This window comes from Paraburkholderia sp. SECH4, from assembly GCF_030511745.1.
GTDB classification, from domain to species: Bacteria; Pseudomonadota; Gammaproteobacteria; order Burkholderiales; family Burkholderiaceae; genus Paraburkholderia; species Paraburkholderia madseniana.
Window position 1 is genome coordinate 107771 of record NZ_JALOCP010000006.1, and the last position, 23176, is coordinate 130946.

General features: G+C 61.0%; 19 protein-coding genes. 18 read left to right on the forward strand and 1 reads right to left on the reverse strand.

Features of this window, described 5'->3' with window-relative positions:
• Positions 1-162: 162 nt before the first annotated feature.
• The 14 genes from mnmG to M0D67_RS11315 all read left to right on the forward strand — a co-directional run bounded on the left by mnmG (position 163) and on the right by M0D67_RS11315 (position 15261).
• On the forward strand, positions 163-2121 hold the full coding sequence (gene mnmG / locus M0D67_RS11250; protein ID WP_266238848.1) for a tRNA uridine-5-carboxymethylaminomethyl(34) synthesis enzyme MnmG: 1959 nt from the start codon (positions 163-165) through the stop codon (positions 2119-2121).
• Entirely contained in the window at positions 2118-2801 is a 684-nt protein-coding gene (rsmG, locus tag M0D67_RS11255; protein ID WP_154558728.1) for a 16S rRNA (guanine(527)-N(7))-methyltransferase RsmG, read from the forward strand. Before mnmG ends, rsmG begins: the two co-directional genes overlap by 4 nt.
• A gap of 86 nt (positions 2802-2887) precedes the next feature.
• Entirely contained in the window at positions 2888-3679 is a 792-nt protein-coding gene (locus tag M0D67_RS11260; protein ID WP_154558727.1) for a ParA family protein, read from the forward strand.
• A gap of 18 nt (positions 3680-3697) precedes the next feature.
• Complete coding sequence (locus M0D67_RS11265; protein ID WP_154558726.1) at positions 3698-4585, forward strand: ParB/RepB/Spo0J family partition protein; 888 nt, start codon at positions 3698-3700, stop codon at positions 4583-4585.
• Between the two features lie 913 nt (positions 4586-5498).
• Entirely contained in the window at positions 5499-6044 is a 546-nt protein-coding gene (locus M0D67_RS11270) for an ATP synthase subunit I (RefSeq protein ID WP_154558725.1), read from the forward strand.
• 161 nt (positions 6045-6205) lie between these two features.
• On the forward strand, positions 6206-7057 hold the full coding sequence (gene atpB / locus M0D67_RS11275) for a F0F1 ATP synthase subunit A (protein WP_093634487.1): 852 nt from the start codon (positions 6206-6208) through the stop codon (positions 7055-7057).
• A 93-nt stretch (positions 7058-7150) separates the two neighbouring features.
• Positions 7151-7420: a F0F1 ATP synthase subunit C gene (gene atpE / locus M0D67_RS11280; RefSeq protein ID WP_007180033.1), complete on the forward strand. Its 270-nt coding sequence runs from the start codon at positions 7151-7153 to the stop codon at positions 7418-7420.
• Positions 7421-7558: 138 nt separating this feature from the next.
• Entirely contained in the window at positions 7559-8029 is a 471-nt protein-coding gene (locus tag M0D67_RS11285; RefSeq protein ID WP_168435572.1) for a F0F1 ATP synthase subunit B, read from the forward strand.
• A gap of 2 nt (positions 8030-8031) precedes the next feature.
• Positions 8032-8571 carry a F0F1 ATP synthase subunit delta gene (locus M0D67_RS11290; protein ID WP_054038574.1) on the forward strand — a complete coding sequence of 180 codons (540 nt, stop codon included), beginning with the start codon at positions 8032-8034 and terminating at the stop codon, positions 8569-8571.
• Positions 8572-8629: 58 nt separating this feature from the next.
• Positions 8630-10171, forward strand: coding sequence for a F0F1 ATP synthase subunit alpha (atpA, locus tag M0D67_RS11295; RefSeq protein ID WP_054038572.1), 1542 nt, complete (start codon positions 8630-8632; stop codon positions 10169-10171).
• Between the two features lie 139 nt (positions 10172-10310).
• Positions 10311-11195: a F0F1 ATP synthase subunit gamma gene (gene atpG / locus M0D67_RS11300; protein ID WP_115781412.1), complete on the forward strand. Its 885-nt coding sequence runs from the start codon at positions 10311-10313 to the stop codon at positions 11193-11195.
• A gap of 116 nt (positions 11196-11311) precedes the next feature.
• Entirely contained in the window at positions 11312-12706 is a 1395-nt protein-coding gene (gene atpD, locus M0D67_RS11305; RefSeq protein WP_266238849.1) for a F0F1 ATP synthase subunit beta, read from the forward strand.
• Positions 12707-12862: 156 nt separating this feature from the next.
• A complete protein-coding gene (locus tag M0D67_RS11310) occupies positions 12863-13288 on the forward strand; it encodes a F0F1 ATP synthase subunit epsilon (RefSeq protein ID WP_012434800.1) in 426 nt (141 codons plus the stop codon).
• Between the two features lie 242 nt (positions 13289-13530).
• Complete coding sequence (locus M0D67_RS11315; RefSeq protein WP_171925296.1) at positions 13531-15261, forward strand: AMP-binding protein; 1731 nt, start codon at positions 13531-13533, stop codon at positions 15259-15261.
• Between the two features lie 849 nt (positions 15262-16110).
• Here M0D67_RS11315 and M0D67_RS11320 read toward each other — a convergent pair.
• Positions 16111-16908 carry a transporter substrate-binding domain-containing protein gene (locus M0D67_RS11320; protein WP_154558723.1) on the reverse strand — a complete coding sequence of 266 codons (798 nt, stop codon included), beginning with the start codon at positions 16906-16908 and terminating at the stop codon, positions 16111-16113.
• A 218-nt stretch (positions 16909-17126) separates the two neighbouring features.
• On the opposite strand from M0D67_RS11320, the gene hemE reads away from it, so the two are divergent.
• The 4 genes from hemE to M0D67_RS11340 all read left to right on the forward strand — a co-directional run bounded on the left by hemE (position 17127) and on the right by M0D67_RS11340 (position 22795).
• Positions 17127-18227 (forward strand): uroporphyrinogen decarboxylase, encoded by a 1101-nt coding sequence (gene hemE, locus M0D67_RS11325; protein ID WP_171925297.1) that lies wholly within the window; start codon positions 17127-17129, stop codon positions 18225-18227.
• A gap of 464 nt (positions 18228-18691) precedes the next feature.
• On the forward strand, positions 18692-20938 hold the full coding sequence (locus M0D67_RS11330) for a primosomal protein N' (protein ID WP_171925324.1): 2247 nt from the start codon (positions 18692-18694) through the stop codon (positions 20936-20938).
• A 181-nt stretch (positions 20939-21119) separates the two neighbouring features.
• Positions 21120-22550 carry a YeiH family protein gene (locus M0D67_RS11335; protein WP_171925298.1) on the forward strand — a complete coding sequence of 477 codons (1431 nt, stop codon included), beginning with the start codon at positions 21120-21122 and terminating at the stop codon, positions 22548-22550.
• Entirely contained in the window at positions 22550-22795 is a 246-nt protein-coding gene (locus M0D67_RS11340) for a hypothetical protein (RefSeq protein ID WP_171925299.1), read from the forward strand. The genes M0D67_RS11335 and M0D67_RS11340 overlap by 1 nt, the downstream gene beginning before the upstream one ends.
• Positions 22796-23176 lie beyond the last annotated feature (381 nt).

Consider the following 23176-nt stretch of genomic DNA (forward strand, 5'->3'; position numbering starts at 1 on the left):
TTCTGATCGCTGCGCTTCAAAGCGGTGTGTTTCACGTGAAACACACCGCTTTTTTCTTGTCTGAGCATTCGGTCGAAATTCGGGCCTAAACCGAACCCGTTATAATTCGCCCATACATTTTCCTTTGAAAGGCTCACGCGACGATCTGGCGTGAGATCCGCGATGCTTTTTCCCACAGAATTTGACGTAATCGTCGTCGGCGGCGGTCATGCGGGCACTGAGGCCGCCTTGGCCTCGGCACGCATGGGCAATACCACCCTCCTACTGACGCATAACATCGAAACCCTCGGTCAGATGAGCTGCAACCCGTCCATCGGCGGGATTGGTAAAGGCCATCTGGTGAAGGAGGTCGATGCGCTCGGCGGTGCGATGGCGGCCGCGACGGACGAGGGCGGGATCCAGTTCCGCATCCTCAATTCGTCGAAGGGGCCTGCCGTTCGCGCGACGCGTGCGCAGGCGGACCGTCTGCTGTACAAGCAGGCGATCCGGCATCTGCTGGAGAATCAGCCGAATCTGTGGCTGTTCCAGCAAGCGGTCGACGATCTGATGGTGGAAGGGGATCGTGTGGTCGGTGCGGTAACGCAGGTGGGAATTCGTTTTCGCTCACGCGCAGTCGTGCTGACGGCCGGGACGTTCCTCGACGGCAAGATTCACGTGGGTTTGAACAACTACACCGGCGGCCGTGCTGGCGATCCGGCAGCGGTGTCGCTGTCCGGTCGTCTAAAGGAGCTGAAGCTGCCGCAAGGCCGCCTGAAGACCGGGACGCCGCCGCGCATCGACGGTCGGACGATTGACTTTTCGAAGCTCGAAGAACAGCCGGGCGATCTGGATCCGGTGCCGGTTTTCTCGTTCCTAGGCCGCGTCGAGCAGCATCCGCGCCAGGTGCCGTGCTGGGTCACTCATACGAATGAGCGCACGCACGACATCATCCGCGGTGGTCTAGACCGTTCTCCGATGTACACCGGCGTGATCGAAGGGGTGGGGCCGCGGTACTGCCCGTCGATCGAGGACAAGATTCACCGTTTCGCATCGAAGGAGTCGCATCAGATCTTCCTCGAACCTGAGGGGCTGACGACGAACGAGTTCTATCCCAACGGGATTTCCACCAGTCTGCCGTTCGACGTGCAGTTGGAACTCGTGCGTTCGATGCGTGGTCTGGAGCACGCGCATATCCTGCGGCCGGGCTATGCGATCGAATACGACTACTTCGATCCGCGTGGGTTGAAGGCATCGCTCGAAACCAAGGTGATCAATGGGCTGTTCTTTGCGGGCCAGATCAATGGCACGACTGGCTATGAAGAAGCGGCTGCGCAAGGCTTGCTGGCGGGGATCAACGCCGGCTTGCACGTGCAGGGCAAGGATGCATGGTGCCCGCGCCGCGATCAGGCCTACCTGGGTGTTCTGGTCGATGATCTGGTGACGCAAGGGGTGTCCGAGCCGTATCGCATGTTCACGAGTCGAGCCGAATACCGTCTGAGTCTGCGCGAAGACAACGCCGATATGCGTCTAACGGAGATTGGCCGCGAACTCGGAGTAGTCGATGACGTCCGTTGGGACGCATTCAGCCGCAAACGTGATGCTGTTTCACGTGAAACAGAGCGCCTTCGTACGACGTGGGTCAATCCCAAGACGTTACCGGCTGAAGAAGCGACCGCATTGCTCGGCAAACCGATCGACCATGAATACAGTTTGGCCGATCTGCTGCGCCGCCCGGGCGTGACTTACGACGGTGTCTGCGGTTTGCGCGAGGGTGCATGTGCTGCGCGTGAGACGCTGGCTGAAGACGGCGTTCTGCTCGCCCAGATCAAGGAGCAGATCGAGATCGGCATCAAGTATCAAGGCTACATCGACCGCCAGGCCGATGAGATCGAGCGGAATGAATCGCACGAAAGCACGCGTTTGCCTGAGGGGTTGGACTACGCCGAGGTAAGGGGACTGTCGTTTGAAGCGCGTCAGAAGCTGACGCAATTCCGCCCTGAAACCATTGGCCAGGCGTCGCGTATCTCCGGCATTACACCGGCGGCGATCTCCTTGCTGATGGTCCACCTCAAGCGTGGCTTGGGACGCCGTTCGACGAAACCCGCCGAGCCCGGCACCGACAACACGCCGGTGGTGCAATGACGGTGGGTCAGAAGGGAAGCACTAGTGAGGCATTGGCGCCGCTGTTAGCGGACGGCGTCCGAGAGCTCGGCCTCGATCTCAGCGACGCGCAGCTCGGCAAACTGCTCGACTACGTTGCGCTGCTGTCCAAATGGAATGCCGTCTACAACCTGACGGCGATTCGCGATCCGCGGCAGATGCTTATCCAGCACATCCTGGATTCGCTTTCGATCGTGCCGCATCTCGCTACGCGCGGTGCGTCTTCGGTGCTGGACGTGGGCTCCGGTGGCGGCTTGCCTGGCATCGTGCTGGCCATCGTCCTGCCTGAGTGGACCGTCACCGTGAACGACATCGTGCACAAGAAGACGGCTTTTCAGGCCCAAGCCAAAGCGGAGCTCGGCCTTGCGAATCTGTCGGTTGTCACGGGCCGGGTCGAGACTTTGCGGTCGGGCGCCGAAGTACCGGCAAAGTTCGACGTAATCGTGTCGCGCGCATTCGCAGAGCTCGCGGATTTCGTTACACTGGCCCGTCATCTCGTTGCGGAGCAGGGTGCGATCTGGGCGATGAAGGGTGTGCGTCCGGATGGTGAAATCGAGCGCCTGCCAGCGGGTGCCCAGGTGGAACAGATCATCCGGCTGAATGTGCCGTCGCTCGACGCTGAGCGGCATCTGATCAAGGTGCGGGTGGACGAGGGCCGCTGAGGGCCGCCTCCAGTAGGTGCCAGGTACGCACCGCATACCACGAGCGCTTTCTACTTTATTCAAGCAGCAAAAGGGACACACCAACGATGGCAAAAATCTTCTGCGTTGCGAACCAGAAGGGCGGCGTCGGCAAGACGACGACGGCAGTCAATCTGGCCGCGAGCTTGGCAGCGCAGGGACAGCGAGTCCTTCTCATCGATCTGGACCCGCAGGGCAACGCCACGATGGGCAGCGGTGTCGACAAGGCTGCGTGTGCGAATACCGTCTACGAAGTGCTTGTGGACGGCGTATCCGTGGCGGATGCGCGAGTGCGCCCGGAAGCCGTCGGCTACGACGTGGTGCCCGCGAACCGTGAACTGGCGGGTGCCGAAGTCGAACTGGTCAGCGTCCAGCATCGCGAGCGTCAACTGAAAGTCGCCTTGGCGGAGGTCGAAAGCGAATATGAATTCGTGCTGATCGACTGCCCGCCGGCTTTGTCGCTGCTGACGCTCAATGGTCTGTGCGCCGCCCATGGCGTAGTGATCCCGATGCAATGCGAGTACTTCGCGCTTGAGGGGCTGTCCGACCTTGTCAACACGATCAAGCAGGTGCACGCGAACCTGAATCGCGACCTGAAGGTGATCGGCCTGCTGCGCGTGATGTTCGATCCGCGCATCACCTTGCAACAGCAAGTTTCAGACCAACTGAAAGAGCACTTTGGCGACAAGGTGTTCGATGTGGTGATTCCGCGCAATGTGCGCCTTGCCGAGGCGCCTAGCTATGGGTTGCCGGGCGTCGTGTTCGATAAGGCCTCGCGCGGTGCGCAGGCGTATGTGCAGTTCGGTGCAGAGATGATTGAGCGGGTGCGCACATTGAATGACGCGCCCCAGGCGTCCTAAGCGGATCGAGGAAGCACGATGAACGCAGTAGCAAGAAAGAAAGGGTTGGGCCGGGGTCTGGAAGCACTGCTGGGTGGCAGTGCGGATATTACCGAGGCCGTCGTGATCGAGGGTGCGCCGAACGTGCTGCCGCTCAGTAAGCTGCAGGCCGGCAAGTACCAGCCGCGCACGCGCATGGACGAAGGCGCGTTGCAGGAATTGGCCGCCAGCATCCGTGCTCAGGGGCTCATGCAGCCTATCCTGGTGCGGCCGGTATCGGCGGATAGGTACGAGATCATCGCCGGCGAGCGGCGCTTCCGCGCGGCACGCATCGCCGGTCTGAATGAGGTGCCGGTGCTGGTGAGGGACGTGCCGGACCAGGCCGCCGCTGCGATGGCGTTGATTGAGAATATTCAGCGCGAAGATCTGAATCCGCTGGAAGAAGCGCAGGGTATTCAGCGCTTGCTCGACGAGTTCAATTTCACGCACGAACAGGCGGCCGAATCGGTTGGTCGTTCGCGCAGTGCTGTATCGAACTTGCTGCGTTTGCTGAATCTGGCGTCGCCGGTGCAGACGATGCTGCTGGCCGGTGACCTCGACATGGGGCATGCGCGCGCGCTGCTGGCCGTCGATGCCGCGACGCAGATCACGTTGGCCAACCAGGTCGTCAACAAGCGTATGTCGGTACGCGAAACCGAAAAACTGGTGACGACGACGACCAAGGTTGCGCCTGCGGTCAAAGCGCGAGCGAATCAGGACGGCGGCCGCGATACGCGACGGCTTGAGGAGGAATTGTCCGATCTGCTCGCCGCAACGGTTAAGATCAAGCTCGGCCGACGCGGCCGTGGTCAGGTGCTGGTGGACTTCGGCGATCTGGACGCGTTAGAAGGGATTCTCGTCCGGTTGCGTGGTAACGCTACGGCCTGATCGTGGCGGGTTGATTGTTGAGGGATGTTGAGCATGCTTGCGGGCTGGCTGGGGGTGGTTGTCGGTTCTCGCCTCTCGCTCGCAAGCCGTTTGGCGCGCCTGGTGTGTTTTTCGGCGGTAGCGGTGGGGCAGCGGTCGTATCCGCCGCAAACATGGCTCGTTTGATGGTCTCCCTGTTCGACCGATAGCCCATGTGGATACCAGTTGGATACCTAACTATATGTCGCGTGTAATAATAAGGATTGCGATGTATCAGCTTCTGCGGATATTTCCGTGGTGACGCAGACGAGGCCGGGTTGTGCGGTGAGTTGAGCTGCTCGTGCAGGCTTGGCCTTACTGCTGCGATGTTGCAACGGGTTCCGCATGCTCCGTCCTTTCACGTGCCCGGATTCGGCAGCGGGTGTTAGGTGCCAACGCGGGGATTGTTAAGGTGCGAGGGCAGGGCGGGATCGGCATGAAGTGGCAGGCGCCTGACTGCACGTTGCGTCGACCGTCAGGACCGAGGGTGGCCTCCGGTGATGTTTGGTCACCATAGGAAGGACCACGGCCTGCAGTCGCCGTTGCGCTTCTACCCGGCGCCGTCCTTCATGTCTACCAAAGGTGGTAAAAAACATCGTCTGTTGCATTTTTGAGACGTCCGTAGCAGCGTCGAAACGACACATCCACGCGCTTCAAGCGACCTGATTCATCGCGCATGTTTTGCCATCCCCCGACCGCCTTACATTTGCCGTGTACACACCGCCCGAGATCGCGGTCCCGCATCGTGGCGGCCGTTTTCATGCTGGTTATTGAACGGCCTAAAGTCTTGAATTGCCTGCAACTATCGCTTACAATCGCCCGGATTTAATTGCACGGCAACCCCGTAAGCGCAGCGTAAGCTCGCGGGCTGGAACAAGACTTTCGGAACACTGCGATGGCGGTTAAAACGTCGAATCAAGCGCCGAAGAATGGGCGTGACGACCACCGCGCTGAACGCACCGTTTCCGATGCGTCCACCGGTCAGCACGTTACAACTGACGATGCGTGGGATGTCGAGCAACAAGATAACAATATCGTTCCGCTCACGCGGGTCGAGGCCGAAAAGCTGTTTGGCCCGAATGTGAGTCGTCCATCGCGCGTCACGCCTTTCAAGGTCGTGGTGGCGCAAATGGTTTTGTCCCTGGGTGCTACGCTGGTGTGGTGGCTGTTCTACAAGCCGCCGGGCGCTGCTGCGCTGTCCGCGTTCCTGGGGGGAGCGATTTGCTGGGTGCCGAGCGCGTTGTTCGCGGCACGTCTTAGAACGCTGAGCGGCGCCGAAACAGCGATGAGCTGGATGATCGGCGAAGCGCTCAAGATGGGGACAACGATCGCGATGTTTGTAGCCATCGCCTTCTGGTATCACGACGTACGCTGGGTGCCGCTGCTCGTGACTTACCTCATCGCGCTCAAGACCTACTGGATCGCCCTCGCGTGGCGCTAAGGTAGGAGCAGAGAGTAGCAACACAAAATTCAGGCTGGCGCGCAGCGCTGGCGTAAGGAGTGCGGATATGACACGATCCGCACCCGGCGTGTTCCCGCAATACAGAATTGCGGCGGGAACGGCCTAAGACGATTTTCGACAATTTGGGTGGCATTAACGATATGGCAGCTAGCGAAGGCACGCGCGCTCTGGATCCGTCCGAGTACATCGCGCACCACTTGCAGAACTTTTCCACCGCGCACCAGACGTCGATTTTCGACATTCACGTGTGGAATCTGGACACCCTTTTCTGGTCGATCGTTTGCGGTCTGGCCACGATCGCCATCCTGCATCTGGCGGCTCGCAAGGCGACGTCCGGCGTGCCGGGTCGTTTCCAGTGCGCGATCGAAATGCTGGTCGAGATGGTCGAAGATCAATCGAAGTCGATGATCCACGGCACGCGTACCTTCATTGCACCGCTGGCACTGACCGTGTTCGTCTGGGTCGCGTTGATGAACTCGCTCGACTTCATCCCCGTCGATCTGCCGGGCCGCGTAATCGGCTGGCTGGGTTTGTCGGAAGCCATCCCCCACCATCGCATCGTGCCGACGGCCGACCTGAACGGTACGCTCGGTATCGCACTCGGCGTGTTCGCGCTGATGATTTACTACAACTTCAAGATCAAGGGCGCAGGCGGCTTCGTGCATGAACTGCTGTCGGCTCCGTTCGGCGCGCATCCGCTGCTGTGGATCCCGAACCTTGCATTGAACATCATCGAGTTCGTCGCAAAGACGGTTTCGCTCGGCATGCGGCTGTTCGGCAACATGTACGCGGGCGAGCTGTTGTTCCTGCTGATTGCTCTCCTCGGCAGCATGTGGGGTTTCGGCGCGGACGCGTCAGTGCTCGGCTTTATCGGCCACGTCATTGCAGGCACGGTCTGGGCGATCTTCCACATCCTGATCGTTCTGCTGCAAGCGTTCATTTTCATGATGCTGACGCTGGTGTACATCGGACAGGCACACGACAGCCACTAATCACGGCGTGTCGAACGACGAATTGTTTTAGTTTTGTTTTTATTAAATCCCAGTTCCAACCAGTTCTAAAAGACTTTTCACAAAGGAGTGATCATGCAAGCTTTCATCGCCAACATCCAGGGTCTGACCGCCATCGGTATCGGCATCATCATCGGCCTGGGTGCAATCGGCGCCTGTATCGGTATCGGCCTGATGGGTGGCAAGTACATCGAAGCATGTGCTCGTCAACCGGAACTGATGAACCCGCTGCAAACCAAGATGTTCCTGCTGGCTGGTCTGATCGATGCTGCGTTCCTGATTGGCGTTGGTGTGGCAATGCTGTTCGCGTTCGCGAACCCGCTGCTGTCGAAGCTGGCAGGCTGAGGTTCCTCGGAAGTTTGCGCCTGAGCTATAACTGGTAAAGGCGCAGGGCGGAACGGGCACTTGGGCGCTGATCGAATACAGAATCGATGAGCGCCTTGCCGTTTCACTTTCCGAACTAGCAACGTTTAAGGAAACACCGTGAATCTCAACGCAACCCTGTTTGCGCAAATGGTCGTGTTCCTGATCCTCGCGTGGTTCACGATGAAGTTCGTGTGGCCGCCGTTGATCAACGCCCTCGACGAGCGCTCAAAGAAGATTGCTGACGGTTTGTCTGCCGCTGAAAAGGGCAAGGCTGAACTCGAAGCCGCCCACAAGCGCGTCGACCAGGAACTGGCTCAGGCACGCAACGACGGTCAGCAACGTATTGCTGAGGCAGAAAAGCGCGCAGTGACAGTCGCCGACGAAATCAAGGCTCAAGCACAAGCTGAAGCCGCTCGCATCATCGCGCAAGCGAAGGCCGACGCGGAACAGCAAGTCGTGAAGGCCCGCGAAACGCTGCGCGGCGAAGTTGCCGCGCTGGCAGTGAAAGGCGCTGAACAGATCCTGAAGCGCGAAGTCGACCAGGCAGCTCACGCTGACCTGCTGAATCAACTGAAAGCCGAGCTCTGATCATGGCCGAACTTGCAACCATCGCCCGTCCGTACGCAGAAGCGCTGTTTGGCGTGGCCGAAGCTGGTGACATCGCCGCCTGGTCCACGCTCGTGCAGGAGCTGGCACAGGTTGCGCGTCTGCCCGAAGTGCTGTCGATCGCCTCGAGCCCGAAAGTGAGCCGCGCACAGGTCAGCGATCTGCTGCTGTCCGCGGTCAAGTCGCCGCTCAAGGACAATGCGCAAGCGAAGAATCTGGTGCAAATGCTGGTCGATAACCATCGTCTGCAATTGCTGCCGGAAATCGCCACGCAGTTCGAAGAGTTGAAGAACGCCCGCGAAGGGGCGGCAGATGTGCTGATCGTCAGCGCATTCCCGCTCGAAGGCGCGCAGTTGAACGAACTCGTCGCAGGTCTCGAACGCAAATTCAAGCGCAAGCTGAAGCCGACGGTCGAAGTCGACTCGTCGCTCATCGGCGGCGTGCGCGTGACGGTCGGCGACGAAGTGCTCGATACCTCGGTCCGCGCGCGGCTTGCCAGCATGCAGACGGCTCTGACGGCCTGAAGTGCCCAAGGCGCTGAAGCGGCTGGCACGCAACAGAATTGACTATCAGGAGCGAATAATGCAACTCAATCCCTCTGAGATCAGCGAGCTGATCAAGAGCAGGATCCAGGGCCTTGAAGCGAGCGCAGACGTTCGCAACCAGGGCACTGTGATCTCCGTGACCGACGGTATCGTGCGTATCCACGGCCTGTCGGAAGTGATGCAGGGCGAAATGCTCGAATTCCCGGGCAACACCTTCGGTCTCGCACTGAACCTCGAGCGCGACTCGGTCGGCGCCGTGATTCTGGGTGAGTACGAACATATTTCGGAAGGCGACATCGTCAAGACGACGGGCCGTATTCTCGAAGTGCCGGTGGGTCCGGAACTGCTCGGCCGCGTGGTCGATGCACTCGGCAACCCGATCGACGGCAAGGGCCCGATCAACGCGAAGAAAACCGACGCAATCGAAAAGATTGCTCCGGGCGTGATCTGGCGTAAGTCGGTTTCGGAGCCGGTTCAAACCGGTCTGAAGTCGATCGACGCGATGGTGCCGGTTGGCCGTGGCCAGCGTGAGCTGATCATCGGCGACCGCCAGTGCGGCAAGACCGCAGTCGCAGTCGACGCGATCATCAACCAGAAGGGCAAGAACCTCTTCTGTATCTACGTCGCGATCGGTCAGAAAGCTTCGTCGATCATGAACGTGGTCCGCAAGCTGGAAGAAACCGGCGCGCTGGAATACACGATCGTCGTGGCCGCTTCGGCTTCGGAATCGGCTGCGATGCAATACCTCGCACCGTACGCCGGCTGCACGATGGGCGAATACTTCCGCGACCGCGGTCAAGACGCCCTGATCGTTTATGACGATTTGACCAAGCAAGCTTGGGCATACCGTCAGATCTCGCTGCTGCTGCGCCGCCCGCCGGGCCGTGAAGCGTATCCGGGTGACGTGTTTTATCTGCACTCGCGTCTCCTGGAGCGTGCTGCTCGCGTCTCGGAAGAGTACGTCGAGAAGTTCACGAACGGCGAAGTGAAGGGCAAGAGCGGTTCGCTGACGGCACTGCCGGTCATTGAAACGCAAGCAGGCGACGTGACCGCATTCGTTCCGACGAACGTGATCTCGATTACCGACGGCCAGATCTTCCTGGAAACCGACCTTTTCAACGCAGGTATCCGCCCGGCAATTAACGCCGGTGTGTCGGTCTCGCGCGTGGGTGGTGCGGCTCAAACCAAGGTTGTGAAGAAGCTGTCGGGCGGTATCCGTACCGACCTGGCGCAGTACCGTGAACTCGCAGCGTTTGCGCAGTTCGCATCTGACCTCGACGAAGCAACCCGCAAGCAACTGGAGCGCGGCCGCCGCGTGACGGAACTGCTGAAGCAGCCGCAGTATCAGCCGCTGCAAGTGTGGGAACTGGCTGTCGCGCTGTTCGCTGCGAACAACGGTTACCTCGACGACCTCGAAGTCGCGCAAGTGCTGCCGTTCGAAAAGGGCCTGCGCGATTACCTGAAGTCGAAGCACGCAGACCTGATCAAGCGCATCGAAGACACCAAGGAACTCTCGAAGGACGACGAAGCCCTGCTGCACACGGCTCTCAAAGACTTCAAGAAGTCCGGCGCTTATTGATCCGCGAGTGACCCGCAAGGCATAAACGGACCTTGAAGCGGCGCGGGCCGCAGGCAACTGAACTCGCGCTGCTTCGATCGCTTTGCATGGGACCCGAGTAACCGCTAAAGCGCTGACTCGGGCCGACAAGGAGTAAGCAATGGCTGGAATGAAGGAAATTCGCGGCAAGATCAAGAGCGTGCAAAACACGCGCAAGATCACGAAAGCGATGGAGATGGTGGCCGCATCGAAGATGCGCCGCGCTCAGGAGCGCATGCGCGCTGCTCGCCCGTATGCCGACAAGGTCCGCGATATCGCTGCGCACATGAGCCGTGCGAACCCGGAGTATCGTCACCCGTTCATGGTGTCGAACGAAGGCGCGAAAACGGCCGGCATCATCCTCGTCACGACCGATAAAGGTTTGTGCGGTGGTATGAACACCAACGTGCTGCGTGCGTCGCTGCAGAAGTTCAAGGAACTGGAAGGCCAGGGCAAGACGATCGAAGCAACTGCGATCGGTACCAAGGGTCTGGGTTTCCTGAATCGTCTGCGCGCCAAGGTGGTGTCGAATGTCGTGCATCTGGGCGACACGCCGCATCTGGAAAAGTTGATCGGCGCGGTGAAGGTGCAGCTCGACCTGTACTCGGAAGGCAAGGTTTCGGCGGTGTACCTCGCGTACACGCGCTTCGTCAACACGATGAAGCAGGAGCCGGTGATCGAGCAACTGCTGCCGCTGTCGGCAGACCAGTTCGAGCGCAAGGACGAAGACGGCACGACGCCGAGCACGCAGTGGGACTACATCTACGAGCCGGATGCACAGGCAGTGGTGGACGAACTGCTGGTGCGTTATGTCGAAGCGCTGGTCTATCAGGCCGTCGCGGAAAACATGGCATCGGAGCAGTCGGCACGGATGGTCGCAATGAAGGCCGCTTCGGACAATGCGAAGACGGTCATCAACGAACTACAGCTCGTGTACAACAAGAGCCGTCAGGCCGCGATCACGAAAGAACTGTCGGAAATCGTCGGTGGCGCGGCGGCAGTCTGACCATAAAGGTCAGGTACGCCGCTTCGTGTGCGCCCTGTGAGGCGCACCCGGCTGGGCGCCCCCACCAAAACTGCGCCTTTGCGCGAGTGAAGAATTGAGTATCTAAAGGAAAAGCGATGAGTACTACTGCTTTGGTAGAAGGCAAGATCGTACAGTGCATCGGCGCGGTGATCGACGTGGAATTCCCGCGTGACCACATGCCGAAGATTTACGACGCGCTCATTCTCGAAGGTTCGGAACTGACCCTCGAAGTCCAGCAGCAGCTGGGCGACGGCGTCGTCCGCACCATCTGTCTGGGTGCATCGGACGGTCTGCGCCGTGGTACGACGGTGAAGAACACCGGCAAGCCGATCAGCGTGCCGGTTGGCAAGCCGACCCTCGGCCGGATCGTGGATGTGCTGGGTCGCCCGATCGACGAAGCCGGCCCGATCAACTCGGACGTGGTTCGCGGTATTCACCAGAAGGCCCCGGCGTTCGACGAACTATCGCCGTCGACGGAACTGCTCGAAACCGGCATCAAGGTTATCGACCTGATCTGCCCGTTCGCCAAGGGCGGTAAGGTTGGCCTGTTCGGTGGCGCCGGTGTGGGCAAGACCGTGAACATGATGGAACTGATCAACAACATCGCTAAGGAACACGGTGGTTACTCCGTGTTCGCCGGTGTTGGTGAGCGTACCCGCGAAGGGAACGACTTCTATCACGAAATGAAGGACTCGAACGTTCTCGACAAGGTCGCGCTGGTGTACGGCCAGATGAACGAGCCGCCGGGCAACCGTCTGCGCGTCGCGCTGACCGGTCTGACGATGGCTGAGCACTTCCGTGACGAAGGCCTCGACGTGCTGTTCTTCGTCGACAACATCTACCGTTTCACGCTGGCAGGCACGGAAGTGTCGGCACTGCTCGGCCGTATGCCGTCGGCAGTGGGCTATCAGCCGACGTTGGCTGAAGAAATGGGTAAGCTGCAAGAGCGTATTACGTCGACCAAGACCGGCTCGATCACGTCGGTTCAGGCCGTGTACGTCCCTGCGGATGACTTGACCGACCCGTCGCCGGCTACGACTTTCGGCCACTTGGACGCAACCGTCGTGTTGTCGCGTGACATCGCTTCGCTGGGTATCTACCCGGCAGTGGACCCGCTCGATTCGACCTCGCGTCAGATCGACCCGAACGTGATCGGCGAAGAGCACTACGCAATCACGCGCGGCGTGCAGCAAACGCTGCAGCGCTACAAGGAATTGCGCGACATTATCGCGATTCTGGGTATGGACGAACTGGCGCCGGAAGACAAGCTCGCCGTGGCGCGCGCTCGTAAGATCCAGCGTTTCCTGTCGCAGCCGTTCCACGTCGCTGAAGTGTTCACGGGTTCGCCGGGCAAGTACGTGCCGCTGAAGGAAACCATTCGTGGCTTCAAGATGATCGTTGAAGGCGAGTGCGACCACCTGCCGGAACAAGCGTTCTACATGGTCGGCACGATCGACGAAGCCTTCGAAAAGGCCAAGAAGATCCAGTAAAGGTCGGGTGTAACGAAGCGGGTGCCGCTCCGCGCTGAAATGCTACCTGCGGGGTAGTATTTCGCGGAAACGGCGCCTCTCACTACACTCAATCCAGCCTTGCATGGGACCCGAATAAGCGCCAAAGCGCTAACTCGGGTCGCCACAGGAGTCGATATGGCAACCATTAAAGTAGACGTCGTCAGCGCGGAAGAGCAGATCTTCTCGGGCCAGGCGAAGTTCGTCGCGCTGCCGGGCGAAGCAGGTGAACTCGGCATTTTGCCGGGCCACACGCCGCTCATCACGCGGATTCGTCCGGGTGCGGTGCGCATCGAAGCTGAAAACGGCGAAGAAGAGTTTGTGTTCGTCGCCGGCGGTATCCTCGAAATCCAGCCTGGCGCTGTGACGGTTCTCGCCGACACGGCGATCCGCGGCAAGGATCTCGACGAAGCCAAGGCCGAAGATGCACGCAAGCGCGCAGAAGAAGCGCTGCAGAACACGGGTTCGAACCTTGAATACGCTACCGCGCAAGCGGAACTGGCGTACGCGACGGCTCAGCTCGCTGCGATCCAGCGTCTGCGCAAGCTGCGCGGTCAGAACTAAGCACCACGTATCAGAGAGAAAGCAGCCTTCGTGGCTGCTTTTTTTTGACCTTCACTTGACGTTTACGGAAAGGTCAGCAAAATCGTGCATTCCGAGCGAACAATGCGCGGTTGCGGCGCCCCCAGCAGCAGTCGATGCGGTGCGGGTAAGACTTGATGCCGTACAGACACACGCCGGTGGCACAATCGATTTCAATTTCATTTCAATAGACTGGGCGAGCTTCCGCTCACGGAGACAACACCATGGCAACCCACCTGTCAGGCGAAGGCGCACTCATCGAACCCAAGGACAACCTGTCGTATGTTCGCGGGTCGACCGAGATCCCGTTGAGCGAAGCACCGGTAGGCCAGTTTCTGCGCGACACCGCGGCGCGTTTCCCTGAGCGCCCGGCCGTGGTGTTTCGTGAGCAAGGAATCAGCTGGACATGGAAGGAGTTCGCCGAAGAAATCGACGTGCTGGCGGCCGGTCTTCTCGCACTCGGCATCGTGAAGGGCGACCGCGTCGGCATCTGGTCGCCGAACCGGGTGGAATGGCTGCTTACGCAGTTCGCGACGGCACGCATCGGCGCCGTGCTCGTCAACATCAACCCGGCTTACCGGCTCGCCGAACTTGAGTACGCCTTGAACAAGGTGGGCTGCAAGGCGATCATTGCCGCAGAGCGTTTCAAGACATCGATGTACCTCGAGATGCTGCAGGAGCTCGCGCCGGAGCTGGCGACCCAGGCGCCGGGCGAACTGCACGCCGCACGCCTGCCCGATCTGCGCTACGTGATCCGCATGTGCGACACGGAAACGCCCGGCATGCTGACCTTCTCCGACGTGATCGAGCAGGGCCGCGCAACACTCGACGTCGCCAGGCTCGACGCCATCGGCGCGACGCTTTCCTCCCACGACCCGATCAACATTCAGTTCACCAGCGGTACGACCGGCAATCCGAAGGGCGCGACGCTGACCCACAGGAACGTCGTCAACAACGCGCGCTATATCGCGATGGCGATGCGCCTAACGGAGCAGGACGGCCTGTGCATTCCCGTCCCGCTCTATCACTGCTTCGGCATGGTGCTGGCGGTGCTGGCCTGCGTATCGGTCGGCGCGAATATGGTGTTTCCAGGTGAGGGCTTCGATCCAGCTGCCACCCTGGCGGCCGTCGCCGAAGAGCAGTGCACCGCGCTGCACGGGGTGCCGACCATGTTCATCGCCGAACTCGATCATCCGAATTTCGCCACTTATGACTTTTCGCGGCTGCGCACCGGAATCATGGCCGGTTCGCCGTGCCCGATCGAGACGATGAAGAAGGTCGTCTCGAAGATGCATCTGAACGAGATCACGATCGCATACGGCATGACGGAGACCAGCCCGGTGTCCTTCCAGAGTTCGACTACCGATCCGCTCGACAAACGCACCACGACGGTCGGGCGTATCCAGCCGCATCTGGAGGTGAAGATCGTCGACCCGCTCGGCGCGATCGTGCCGATCGGCGAGACGGGCGAACTGTGCACCAAAGGTTATTCAGTGATGCAGGGCTATTGGGGGGACGAAGCGAAGACGCGGGAAAGCATCGTCGACGGCTGGATGCATACCGGCGATCTGGCGACGCTCGATGCCGAAGGCTACTGCAACATCGTCGGCCGCCTGAAGGACATGCTGATTCGCGGCGGCGAAAACATCTACCCGCGCGAGATTGAGGAGTTTTTGTTCCGCCACCCGAAAATCCAAAGCGTGCAGGTCTTCGGCGTGCCCGACGCGAAGTACGGCGAGGAAGTGTGTGCGTGGATCGTATTGCGCTCAGGAGAGCAGGCCACAGCGGAGGAAATCCAGCAGTTCTGTCAGGGCCAGATCGCGCACTACAAGGTGCCGAAGTACATCCGCTTCGTCGACGAACTGCCGATGACGGTGACCGGCAAGGTGCAGAAATTCGTCATGCGCGAACGGATGATCAGTGAATTGAAGGTGCAGGAAGACAAGACGGCCTGATGGCCAAGCGGGTTCGGCGCCGCGCGAAGATTCGCGCGGCGCCGGCCGACATCTTGGGGAAAACCGTTTGCCATCGAATGAATCCGTGGGCCGCAAATTGACCCGCCCGGCAGCTCGCAAACGTTTGACCAGACGAAAAAAAAGCGGGCCTGGAGCCCGCTAAAAACCACACGCTACGGGGTTAGCGCGAGGAGACCAAAGATGGAACCAACTGAGACGACGACCCTGCGTCGACTACGGCCCCAGCAGGGATGCCCCTTCACAGGGCTTCGGCAAACGCCGACCGGCAAGTGCATCGTATCCGCTCACACCACGCACCCAGCCACATCCGTGTTGAAACCGTTGAGGGCATTGTGGGCGAATTAACCTACGAGCGCGGTAACAAAGTGTTTCAGGTTGTAACGCCCGCCAGATAAGGCGTTGCGGGACTTATTTCCAATCCGAAACGTTTTAAAAGTAATTTTTACCGATGACTGTAACGCAATTTCATACGCTTGATTGATGCTATTCGCGACGCATATTGCGGCGTAATCCATTCAGTCGATTCCGCATGAAATGGTTGCATGCTCATCTTTTTCTGCATGAATCGGCTGTATTACAGGCGCTTTTCCAGCGTTACGAAGTCCGTCTGTGTGCGGACAAGTATGTGCGCTGCGCTGCAACACCCCGCACATGAGGGTAATCGTGCAAGCGGCCGGTTCGTTGGGCCCTTGTTCAACGGCATTGTTCGGGTTTTGCGTAGCGCCTTGGGGTCTGGTTACACGATTGTCTCAGCCATGCGGACCTATTAATCGTTCAAGCCGCTTGCCTTTTCCAATTAAGCGCGACGCAGGCCGCACCTCACAACCTTCACTTCAGCCACTTATCCGAGATCGCCTGATATTCCCCGGTCGCTCGCGCAAGGTGCAACCATTGATCGACGTATTGCTGGAAGGCCACATCGCCGCGCGGCAGCAGCCAAGCCTTCTCGCCATACTGGAAGGGCTTGTCCGGATGCACCGAGCAAAGGCCCGGATTCAGCTTTTGTTGCAGCAGGGTCTCCGATGCATCGGTCACCATCACGTCGGCCTTACCGGCGAGGATTTGTTTGAAGATCGTCACGTTGTCCGGATAGACGGTCAGGTTCGCATGCGGGAAATACTGCTTGGCGAAACGCTCGTTGGTACCGCCCGGATTGACGATCACGCGGGTCGCCGGTTGATCGATCTGCGCCACCGTTTGATACTTGTTGACGTCGTCACACCGAACGATCGGCGTCTTGCCGTCGATCATGTACGCCTGCGTGAAAAACGCGCGCTTCTGGCGCTCGAGCGTCGGCGAAACACCGCCCACGCCGACGTCGCATTTCGCCACGAAGTCGTTCATCAGGTTCGGCCACGATGTCTTGACGAATTCCGCCTTCACGCCGAGCGATTTGGCGAGCGACTCGGCCATGTCGATATCGATGCCTTCGAATTGGCCGTCTGCCTTGTAAAACGAGTACGGCTTGTAATCGCCGGTCGTACAGGCGCGCAGCGTGCCGCGCGCGAGAATGTCGTCTAGCCGCGAGGGCGCCGCGGCGGTGGCGGCGCTCTGCGCCTGGGCCACGCCTGCGTGCATCAAAACACCGGCCAGAACGCCGAGCAGTGCGAGTGCTGCCTTGTTCATCGAGTCTCCTTGATTGCGCGTAATTGTTTGGTAAGGCCGTCGGATGATAGCCCGGCAATTCACGCTTGAACATTGGCCGTTCAGCCGAGTCATGGCGCCGCACCGGGCTGCAAAAAAGCCGGCCGCAAGCAAGGTGCGCCACAGTTATTGCCCGCATCAAGCGCGATGCGGCCTGCCGGGTCCGGTAAAATGCTTCTTTGCCTTCAGTCGTACGCAACGTGGCCCATAAACTCCTGAACGATACTTTCCTGCGCGCGCTGCTGCGCCAGCCGACCGACTACACGCCGATCTGGCTGATGCGGCAGGCTGGCCGCTACCTGCCGGAATACAACGCGACGCGGGGTCGCGCGGGGAGTTTCCTCGGTCTGGCGAAGAACCCGGCGTACGCAGCGGAAGTCACGCTGCAGCCGCTCGAGCGCTATCCGCTCGACGCCGCGATCCTGTTCTCCGATATCCTCACCGTGCCTGACGCCATGGGCCTGGGTCTCGAGTTCGTCGCTGGCGAGGGCCCGAAATTCGCTCGTCCGGTGCGCACGGAAGACGATGTGGCGCGCCTGGCCGTCCCCGATATCGACGCCACGCTGCGCTACGTGACCGACGCGGTGCGCGAAATCCGCACCGCGCTGACCGACGCGCAAGGCCGCCAGCGCGTGCCGCTGATCGGCTTTTCGGGCAGCCCGTGGACACTGGCGTGTTACATGGTGGAAGGCGGCGGTTCAGCGGACTTCCGCACGGTCAAATCGATGCTGTACGCGCGTCCGGACCTGATGCACCGAATTCTCGACGTCAATGCGAAATCGGTTGCGGCGTACCTGAATGCGCAGATCGAAGCCGGCGCGCAAGCCGTGATGATCTTCGACACGTGGGGCGGGGCGCTCGCGGACGGCGTCTACCAACGCTTCTCGTTGCAGTACATCCAGCAGGTCGTGAGCCTACTGAAACGCGATCACGACGGAGAAAAAGTGCCGGTGATCACCTTCACGAAGGGCGGCGGGTTGTGGCTCGACGAGATCGCCGATATCGGCGTGGATGCGGTGGGTCTCGACTGGACCGTGAACCTGAGCAAGGCGCGCGAGCGCGTGGGTAGCAAGGTGGCGCTGCAAGGCAATATCGATCCTTCGGTGCTGTTTGCGCCGCCGGCCGCAATCCGCATGGAAGCGCGTGCCGTGCTCGACAGCTTCGGTAATCATCCTGGTCACGTTTTCAATCTCGGCCACGGCATTTCGCAGTTCACGCCGCCGGAGAATGTTGCTGAGCTCGTGGATGAAGTCCATCGTCATAGTCGCGCGATTCGCAGTGGCGCGCATGCACCAAGCTGACGCCGAAAACGTTGCCATTTTTGCTGCAGCGCAGCGAACTGGGCTCTCGGCCTAAGGGAATATTTGTAGTCGGCAGGCCGTCAGATGGCGGTCTTGCGAAAGTCAAGACTTGACTTATGCACATTGTTCACGCTGCGGCGCGGTAGAAGCTTTCGTCGTGCCCTAGCCCTTGCACATTGCAGGCGCATTTGATCTAAGCCTTGTCTGGCAAGGGTTTCAAGGGGGCACGGCAAAATGTGCGGAAACCCACAGAAGGCCGCTGCAGCGCGGTTCCCGGCCTATCTGAACGAAGTTCTCAACAAAGTTATCCACAGGCAAGCGGACCGATTGCAATTGTTCAGCCGAATCCAAAACTTAGCGCCGAAATTGAAGTTTTACTTTAACTTCGACGGACTCGTCGTTTGCTCAATGTGCACCGTGACGCGGCGTCATGCCGCATCCGTTCACTCGATCCACATCGCCGCGTGAGTGAAGTGTTCGTCCGCGTCGCGCTGGATCATCCGCTGCCGACCTTGTTCGACTACCGCTGCGACACGCCCGAGCGTGTCGCGCCGGGCATGATGGTGAGCGTGCCGTTCGGCAAGCGTCACGTGGTGGGTCTCGTCTGCGAAGTGACCACTCACAGTGACGTACCCGCTGACCGCCTGCGAGCGGTTACCCATGTCTGTACCGCCTGCCCGCCAGTGTCGACCGAATGGCTGCGGCTCGCAGCCTTCGCCGCCGACTACTATCAACGCGGTCTCGGTGAGGTGGCACTGCCCGCTTTGCCGCAAGCCCTGCGTGACGCTTCGCGCTGGTCGCGCCTTTTCGCACCTGAGGAGCGCTACAGCCTGACCGCTGAGGGTCGCGCCGCGTTGCCGGAAACATTGCCGGCGCGTGCAAGCGCATTGCGCAAGCTTGCCCAAGCCTTGGCGGAGGCCGAATTTCTGAGCGTCGCCGACGCTCGCGCGCTTCATCCCAAAGCCATCGCAACCCTGGACGCATGGCAAGCCGAAGGCTGGGTCGCGCTTGAGGTGATCGAAGCCGCCGAAGTGCTCGCCACTCCCGCATCACCGGATACGCCCGCACCCATCCTGCCCACGCTCACAGACGAACAGGCGACTGCGGTCGAAGCGATTCGCGACGCGAACGGGTTCGCGCCCTTCCTGCTGCACGGCGTGACGGGCAGCGGCAAAACGGAGGTGTATCTGCGCGCGCTCGCCGAGATTCTGGCGGCGAAGCCCGACGCGCAGGCCCTCGTCCTCGTTCCTGAAATCAATCTGACGCCGCAGTTCGAGTCGGCCTTCCGTGCGCGTTTTGCCGCGCTCGAAGGCACCTCGATCGTCACGCTGCACAGCGGTCTCGCGGAAGGCGAACGCGCCCGCAACTGGTTCGCGGCGCACACCGGGCGCGCTCGCATCGTGCTCGGTACGCGGCTGGCGGTGCTTGCCTCGCTGCCGAAACTCGCGATCATCGTCGTCGACGAAGAACACGATCCGGCCTACAAGCAACAGGAAGGCTTGCGCTATTCGGCACGCGATCTGGCGATCTATCGCGGCAAGCAACTCGGTTTGCCGGTTGTGCTCGGCTCGGCTACGCCGTCGCTGGAAAGCTGGTGGCAGGCGGATCAGGGACGCTACAAGCGTCTCACGCTGTCGCGCCGTGCAGTTGCCGAGGCCGTTCTGCCGACCGTCAGGCTGATCGATCTCGAAGAAGAGCGGCGGCGCGGGCGGGCCTCGGTGGAGGGTTTGTCCGGGCCGTTGATTGCGGCGTTGAAGGCGCGGCTCGAGCGCGGCGAGCAAAGTCTCGTGTTCCTGAACCGGCGCGGTTACGCACCACAGCTCTCCTGCGACGCCTGCGGCTGGGTGGCCGGTTGCCCACGCTGCAGCGCCTACGTCGTCTTGCACAAACCGGAGCGCGCGCTGCGCTGCCACCACTGCGGCTGGGAATCGCGCATTCCGCGCTCGTGCCCGGACTGCGGCAATGTCGACATCGCGCCGATGGGACGCGGCACGCAACGCGTCGAAGAAACGCTGGCGAGCGCGGTGCCCGGCGCCCGCGTGCTGCGCATCGACGCCGACAGCACACGCCGCAAAGGCAGCGCGCAGGCGCTGTTTTCCGATGTCCACGCCGGCGAGGTCGACATCCTCGTCGGCACGCAGATGATCGCAAAGGGCCACGACTTCCAGCGGGTGTCGCTGGTCGGCGTGCTGAACGCCGACACCGCCTTGTTTTCACACGACTTCCGCGCGAGCGAACGCCTCTTCGCGCAATTGATGCAAGTGAGCGGCCGCGCAGGCCGCGCCGGTTTGCCGGGTGAAGTGCTGGTGCAGACGCGCTATCCGCGCCATGCGCTGTATCACGCGCTGGGGCGACATGACTACGTCGGCTTTGCCAATTCGACGCTGGCCGAGCGGCGCGACGCTCATCTGCCGCCGTTCGCCTATCAGGCTTTGCTGCGCGCCGAAGGCCGCACACTCGAAGCCGCGCTCGCGTTCCTGCAGCAGGCGGCCGCCGCGCTGACGGAGATCCCGGCCGCCGGGCGCGTGACAGTCTATGACGCCGTGCCGCTCACCATCGTCAAGGTGATGCACGTACATCGGGCGCAATTGCTGATCGAAAGCGCGTCGCGGGCCGCGTTGCAGGCCACTTTGCGCGCATGGCAACCGATGCTGCGCGGCCTGAAAGGCGTGCTGCGCTGGAATCTCGAAGTCGATCCCCTCGACATCTGACGCCCGCTGCCGGCCGCTTTGCGACAACTTCGCAGCATTACTCCTTTAAGTCATATTCATAGAGCGAATGGTCGTTTCGTTTTGGGACGTCGCTCGCCTATATTTCGCCGAATCGGCGCACCTTCAGGCAAAACTCAAAAATACCGCGCCGATGCACCTCAACTTCCTCGGGGCATTTGCGATGAGCGATACCAACCAGACGTTGCCGACCGGCGCCGCGCCCGGCAAACCGCGCAGTGACCATAGCGCACACGGCGGCGGGCTCTTTTCAACTGAAGACTGGTGGGCCGTCTGGATCGGCCTGCTGGTGATCGTGATTGCCTGGGCGCTGTTCGCCTCGGGCAGCAGCATCAAGTGGCTGGCGGTGGCGCCCGCCAAATGGGCGAGCGTGGGACAGGCCGCGCAGGACATCGGCAAGCATCTGCCGAACTATGTCGCGCTGTTCGTCGTGTTCGCTGTGCTGTTCGGCGTGAGCCTTGCCGCGCTGAAGCAGCGGGTCGGCATTTTCCTTGGCTCGTTCCTGATCCTGTTCATCGCATCGGCGCTGATCTTCACGCTGGGCGCGTGGGTCAATGCGTCGAAGTACAACCTCGAGCCGCCGTTGGTGGCACTGGCGCTCGGCCTCCTGATTTCCAATGTGTTCACGTTGCCCGAGTGGTTTTCAGCGGGCTTGCGCGTGGAGTTTTATATCAAGGTCGGCATCGTGTTGCTCGGCGCGACGCTGCCGTTCACCTTGCTGGTGTGGGCGGGGCCGGTCGCGGTCGGGCAGGCGACCATCGTCTCGCTCGTGACGTTCTTCGTGATCTTCTTTGCCGCCAAGGCGTTCGGTCTCGACCGGCGGTTTGCGGCCGTGCTGGGCGTGGGTGGCGCGGTGTGCGGCGTGTCGGCGGCGATCGCGATTGCCGGTGCGGTGCGCGCCAAACGCGAGCAGGTGTCGGTAGCGATTACGCTGGTGGTCTTGTGGGCGATCGTGATGATTTTCGTCCTGCCCTTTGCGTCGCGCTCGCTGGGACTCTCGACAGCAGTGGCGGGCGCATGGATCGGCACGTCCGAGTTCGCCGACGCCGCGGGTATTGCCGCCGCGCAAGCTTACGGCGACTTCGCGAAACACGCGGGCGGTGCGATTGCGGGCGCCCCCGAGGCATCGCTGCAGGCGTTCACGCTGATGAAGGTGGTCGGCCGCGATATCTGGATCGGTATCTGGGCGTTCGTGCTCGCCATCGTCGCGACGACGCGCTGGGAGTCGCAGGACAGCGGCGTCAAAGCGAAGGCGAACGCCGGTGAAATCTGGGCGCGTTTTCCGAAGTTCGTGATCGGCTTCGTAATCGCTTCAGCGCTGGTGACGTGGATCGCCAGCCACTACTCGCTGGCCGACTACCGCAAGGTCGTCACGCCCGAATTCGTCGCGCCGATCACTGCCTTGCGCACGTGGGCGTTCACGTTCTGTTTCCTGAGCATCGGGTTGACCACACGCCTGCGCGCGCTCTCGGCCACCGGCCTGAAACCGTTCCTGGCCTTTACGGCGGGCGTGGTAGTCAATATCGCCATCGGCTACGCGCTGTCCGCGCACGTGTTCGCACCGTACTGGAATAGCTTGGGGCAGGGCACGTGATGAGCGAGGCGGTCCGCATCGCCGGCACGGCCCACGCACGCTTCGATGCGTGCGCGCCGCGCTGCGCAAGCTGCCGGTATCGCGCCGAGGATCGGCATTCACTGGAGCAGAGCATTCCGGGCCTCGCCGTGTTCAGTTCCGGGTTTGGCGCGAGCGTGGCGGATAGCCGGCTATGCCGTCTGCACGACCAGCTCGTTTCGCCTGACGACACCTGCGCGCAGTACGACCCCATTCCACGGCATTGACGCGTGCGTCTGCATCGCCGCCCGGTGTGAGCCGTGCGGCGCGTACCTGCTTTGCGGTGTCAGTCGAGGAGCGGCGTCTTGATGTCCATCATTAACCGTCCGGCTTAGCCCCTCAATCGTTCAAAGCTGCCCGCGCATCGCCAGCCGATGCGCGCGATGCCGGACGCGCCCGTCTTTCTTCCGTCTCACGTCTGCCCGGGCCGCGCGTCGCGCCGCGGATGAAAAGCACGCCACACGTGGCGCACATCGCCCAGATGCCCAATATCACTAACCACTTTTCCATTTCGCCAGTCCTCTAAAACCCCGTACCGTTTTTATGTGCGTGCCTTGCGGCCGCGACCATCCATATTCTGTATAACGGCGCGCCGAGCAATCTGATAA

Coding starts and splice junctions, on each gene's coding strand:
- rsmG (WP_154558728.1), top strand. CDS start 2,118: ATGACGGTGGGTCAGAAGGGAAGCACTAGTGAGGCATTGGCGCCGCTG.
- M0D67_RS11270 (WP_154558725.1), top strand. CDS start 5,499: ATGGCGGTTAAAACGTCGAATCAAGCGCCGAAGAATGGGCGTGACGAC.
- M0D67_RS11335 (WP_171925298.1), top strand. CDS start 21,120: ATGAGCGATACCAACCAGACGTTGCCGACCGGCGCCGCGCCCGGCAAA.
- atpA (WP_054038572.1), top strand. CDS start 8,630: ATGCAACTCAATCCCTCTGAGATCAGCGAGCTGATCAAGAGCAGGATC.
- M0D67_RS11315 (WP_171925296.1), top strand. CDS start 13,531: ATGGCAACCCACCTGTCAGGCGAAGGCGCACTCATCGAACCCAAGGAC.
- M0D67_RS11310 (WP_012434800.1), top strand. CDS start 12,863: ATGGCAACCATTAAAGTAGACGTCGTCAGCGCGGAAGAGCAGATCTTC.
- M0D67_RS11340 (WP_171925299.1), top strand. CDS start 22,550: ATGAGCGAGGCGGTCCGCATCGCCGGCACGGCCCACGCACGCTTCGAT.
- atpD (WP_266238849.1), top strand. CDS start 11,312: ATGAGTACTACTGCTTTGGTAGAAGGCAAGATCGTACAGTGCATCGGC.
- atpE (WP_007180033.1), top strand. CDS start 7,151: ATGCAAGCTTTCATCGCCAACATCCAGGGTCTGACCGCCATCGGTATC.
- mnmG (WP_266238848.1), top strand. CDS start 163: ATGCTTTTTCCCACAGAATTTGACGTAATCGTCGTCGGCGGCGGTCAT.
- M0D67_RS11320 (WP_154558723.1), bottom strand. CDS start 16,908: ATGAACAAGGCAGCACTCGCACTGCTCGGCGTTCTGGCCGGTGTTTTG.
- M0D67_RS11290 (WP_054038574.1), top strand. CDS start 8,032: ATGGCCGAACTTGCAACCATCGCCCGTCCGTACGCAGAAGCGCTGTTT.
- atpG (WP_115781412.1), top strand. CDS start 10,311: ATGGCTGGAATGAAGGAAATTCGCGGCAAGATCAAGAGCGTGCAAAAC.
- atpB (WP_093634487.1), top strand. CDS start 6,206: ATGGCAGCTAGCGAAGGCACGCGCGCTCTGGATCCGTCCGAGTACATC.
- M0D67_RS11260 (WP_154558727.1), top strand. CDS start 2,888: ATGGCAAAAATCTTCTGCGTTGCGAACCAGAAGGGCGGCGTCGGCAAG.
- M0D67_RS11265 (WP_154558726.1), top strand. CDS start 3,698: ATGAACGCAGTAGCAAGAAAGAAAGGGTTGGGCCGGGGTCTGGAAGCA.